The sequence below is a fragment of the Aquabacterium sp. UBA2148 genome, from assembly GCF_002328915.1.
Lineage (GTDB): Bacteria > Pseudomonadota > Gammaproteobacteria > Burkholderiales > Burkholderiaceae_C > Aquabacterium > Aquabacterium parvum.
Genome location: NZ_DCXA01000040.1, coordinates 2,997 through 6,826, shown reverse-complemented (window position 1 = coordinate 6,826; position 3,830 = coordinate 2,997). Strand labels below are relative to the sequence as shown.

Sequence of the window (3,830 nt, the reverse complement as noted above, 5' to 3'; positions counted from 1 at the left end):
CGAGCGGGTGCGCACACCTTCGTCGCGCTGGCGCTGCGGATGACCGATGATCAGCGTCAGGCCGCCCAGGTCGGCCAGGTCGGCCGCGAGCTGGGACAAAGCCACTTCACAGGCCCCCAGGAAGGCCGGGCGCAGCAGCAGGTCCTCAGGGGGGTAACCGCACAGGGCCATTTCCGGCGTCACCACCAGGCGAGCGCCTTCGGCGTAGGCTTGACGGGTCGCTTCGGCGATGACGCGAGCGTTGCCGGCCAGGTCGCCGACAACAGGGTTGATTTGCAGCAGGGCTGCGTGAAGCACAGGAGCGGCCGCAGGGGTCACAGCGTTCATGGACATGGATCGGGCAGACAGCGCACCAGGCGCACAAGGGCAGGCCAACATGGTACCGGCAGCCGGCCGGCTGGCGTGGCTCGACCACCCTTCGCAGGTGGATTCAAGTGAATGGGACGCCTTGGTGGCGGGCATCGAAGGCGGCACGCCTTTTCTGCGCCATGGCTTCCTGAGCGCCATGGTCGACAGTGGCAGTGCCTGCGCGGAAACCGGCTGGCGACCGCGCTTTCTCATCGTGCTCGATGCACAAGGCCACCTGCTCGGGGCCTGCCCGGTGTTCCTGAAGTCGCACTCCTACGGTGAGTACGTCTTCGACTGGGCCTGGGCCGACGCCCACGACCGAGCCCTGGCTGCTCACGGCCACAGCTACTTCCCCAAGCTGCTGTCGGCGTCGCCTTTTTCACCGATCCCGGGGGTGCGGCTGCTGGTTCGCCCAGGGCTGTCGGCCACCGATGCGGCCTCGGTGAGGCGGCAGATGCTCGGGGCGCTCAGCCAGGCCTGCGAGCAAGAGGGTTGGTCGTCGGCGCACCTGCTGTTCACGTCGCCCGACGAAACCAGGCTGGCCCAGGAGGCGGGCTGGCTCGTGCGGCAGGGCGTGCAGTTCCACTGGCACAACCGCGAACACGAGCCTTACGCCAGCTTCGAAGACTTCCTGGCCAGCTTGCAGCGAGACAAGCGCAAGAAGATCCAGCAGGAGCGGCGCAAGGTGCGCGAAGCCGGCGTCACCTTCGAGGTGCTCGAAGGCCCAGCCATCACCGAGGCAGACTGGGATTTTTTTCACCGCTGCTACACGCGCACCTACCTCGAACACGGTCAGCGTCCCTACCTGGATCGCCGCTTCTGGACGTTGGCCAGCCAGGCGGGGCCTGATCAGTGGGTGATGTTCATCGCCAGCCTGGACGGCGAACGCATCGCGGCATCGCTGCTGGCGGTCGATCCACTCAACCGACTGGCTTTTGGTCGCTACTGGGGCGCCGTGCAAGCGGTGTCATGCCTGCACTTCGAGGCCTGCTATCACCTGCCGCTGTCCTGGTGCATCGAGCGGGGCATGCGCCGCTTCGAAGGGGGCGCGCAAGGCGAGCACAAGCTGGCCAGAGGCCTGCTGCCCAGCCCGACGCGCTCGGTGCACTGGCTGCGCCACCCTGGCCTGCGTGAAGCGGTGGCCGATTTCTTGCAACGTGAATCGCAAGGCATCGGTCGCTACGTGGACGAGCTCGAGGACAGGGCACCGTTCAAACCCTCTGGCGAGTCGACGCAAGCAGGTGCAACATCCACTGAATAAAACAGGCTGAGACAACCCGCCATGCAAGGCACCCCATCGCCAGGCACCCCCGCCCCGGTCTTGCCCACCATCCTCGACATCGAGGCCTCCGGCTTCGGCCCGGGCAGCTACCCCATCGAGGTCGGCTTTGTCACCAGCGAGGGAAAAGCGTGGTGCAGCCTCATCCGCCCCGAAGCCGACTGGCAACACTGGGACGACGAAGCCGCCTCCATGCACGGCATCACCCGCGCGCACATCGAGCGACACGGCCGCAGCGTCGCTGACATCGCAAACGCCCTGAACGAGCGCCTGCGCGGCCAGACCGTCTACTCGGACGCCTGGGCCCACGACTACGCCTGGCTCAATCGCATCTACGAGTCGGCCGAGCGCAGCCCCAGCTTCAAGCTCGACAACCTGCGCGCCCTGCTCGATGAGCAACAGGCCGCGCACTGGCACGAGGTCAAGGCGTCGCTGATCGGCACGCTGTGCAGTCAGCGCCACCGCGCCAGCGCCGACGCCCGGCTGCTGCAGCAAACCTTCCTGGCCGTGCAGGCCTGGCGCATGGCCGAGGTCTGAGTCAAGTTCAAATCGGCGCAAAAAATCCCCTTGGGCACTCAAGTCACCGAACGCGTGACCGAAATCCCCATCACTGTGTTTTCAACAGTCGGGGTGTCCATGTCGTCGCTGATGTCTTCGGTGAACATGGGGACGCCCACCAGCCCTTTCCACCCAGCACACCGCGCCTCCGGGCTGGTTTCGCTGGCCTGCCTCGCGGCAGGGCTCGCGTTGACGTCCTCTCATCAAGTGCCGGTCCAGGTGGCCGGCCTGTTCCTGGCCGGGGCCTCCGGCTGGATGAGCTGGCGGGCACACGCCCGCATGCGTCGGGCGCTGGAGCTGGCCCACCGCAACGAGTCCACCTGGCAGGCTTGCCTGCAGGGCAGTCAGGACGCGGTCATGGTGCTGGAGCGCCGCAACGACATGATGGGCCGCTTCATGGGCTACACGGTCGTGCAGGCCAACCACCAGGCGCATCAGCTGTTCCGCACTGATGGGCTGCCGCTGGTGGGGCAGTTGCTCAAGGACGTCGTGCCCGAGAGCGAACACGGCAACTTCCACCAACGGGTGCGGCTGGCCGCCGAATCCGGGCAAGCCCAAGTCGACGAACACGCCAGCGCCTCGCCTGAGCGCCAGCAAGCCCAGCGCTGGCTGCACCATCAAATCATCCCCTTGCCGTCCGGCATGGCGCTGATCTCGCGGGACACCACCGAGGTCCACGAATCCATCCAGGCCTTGCGCGAGCAGGAAACCTTCTACCGCAGCGCGGTCGACAGCCTGCCGATGGCGCTGTATGCGCGCAGTGCCCGAGCGCACAACCAGGGCCGCTACATCGTCTGGAACCGCCAGGCGGCCGAGATCATGCAGATGTCGGCAGAGCAGGTCCTGGGGCGGCGGGCCTGCGACGTCATGCCCAGCGAGATCGCGCAGCGGGGTGACGCGCACGACCAGTTGGTGGTGCGGGAGCCTCGCACGCACTTCTTCCCCAACCTGCCCTTCCAAACGCCTCAGGGCGAACGCCTGATCGACCTGATCAAGACACCGGTCTACGGCGTTGACGGGCAACTGGACCACATCTTGTCGATCGCCACCGACGTGACCGAGAGCCGGCGCGCGGCCGAGCAGCTCAAGCTGGCATCCCGCGTGATGGAAGAAACCGCCGACGCCGTGGTGGTCAGCGATGCGCTCGACCGCATCGTGATGGTCAACCCGGCATTCCTCAAGCTGATGGGATTGAGCCGTCAGGAGGTCATCGGCCAGGGTGCGGAGCTGCTGGGTCTGACACCGCTGCGCGAAAGCCACCTGCCTGGCGTCGAGGCTGCCTTGAAGGCGGGGCATCGGTGGGCGGGAGAGTGCGCGCTGGTGGGTGCGGACGGGCGCTCACTGGAGACTTGGCTGGCCGTGACCACCCTGCGAGGTGAAGACCAGCGCCTGTCACAACACATCCGCGTGCTGACCGACATCTCCGTGCTCAAGGCTCAGCAGCGCGAGCTGGCCGAGCAAGCGCGCCGCGACAGCCTCACCGGTTTGCCCAACCGCCGCGTGTTCGTCGAGCGCCTGCGCCAGGCCATGGCCCGCGCACGCCGCAAGCCACAGACGCTGGCCGTCATGTTCATCGACCTGGACGGTTTCAAGGCCATCAACGACCGCCTCGGTCACGCAGCCGGCGACAAGCTGCTCATCGAGG

At 66.8% G+C, this 3,830-nt stretch carries 4 protein-coding genes; 3 read left to right on the top strand and 1 reads right to left on the bottom strand.

Going from position 1 to position 3,830, the window contains the following annotated elements; genetic code table 11:
- Positions 1–327, bottom strand: a 327-nt coding sequence (locus B2W70_RS02170; RefSeq protein WP_286742382.1) for a nitrilase-related carbon-nitrogen hydrolase, incomplete at its 3' end; no start/stop codon positions are given.
- Here B2W70_RS02170 and B2W70_RS02165 point away from each other — a divergent pair.
- From B2W70_RS02165 to B2W70_RS02155, 3 genes are all read left to right on the top strand, one after another.
- Entirely contained in the window at positions 326–1,609 is a 1,284-nt protein-coding gene (locus tag B2W70_RS02165; RefSeq protein ID WP_286742379.1) for a GNAT family N-acetyltransferase, read from the top strand. The two genes, B2W70_RS02170 and B2W70_RS02165, sit on opposite strands and share 2 nt — an antisense overlap.
- Before the next feature lie 21 nt (positions 1,610–1,630).
- Positions 1,631–2,164, top strand: coding sequence for a hypothetical protein (locus tag B2W70_RS02160; RefSeq protein ID WP_286742377.1), 534 nt, complete (start codon positions 1,631–1,633; stop codon positions 2,162–2,164).
- A gap of 210 nt (positions 2,165–2,374) precedes the next feature.
- Positions 2,375–3,830: PAS domain-containing protein (locus tag B2W70_RS02155; RefSeq protein ID WP_286742375.1), on the top strand; the 1,456-nt coding region annotated here is incomplete at its 3' end.

Bases quoted from the DNA above. Each gene is read 5' to 3' on its own strand.
- B2W70_RS02160 (WP_286742377.1), top strand. From the start codon at position 1,631: ATGCAAGGCACCCCATCGCCAGGCACCCCCGCCCCGGTCTTGCCCACC.
- B2W70_RS02165 (WP_286742379.1), top strand. From the start codon at position 326: ATGGACATGGATCGGGCAGACAGCGCACCAGGCGCACAAGGGCAGGCC.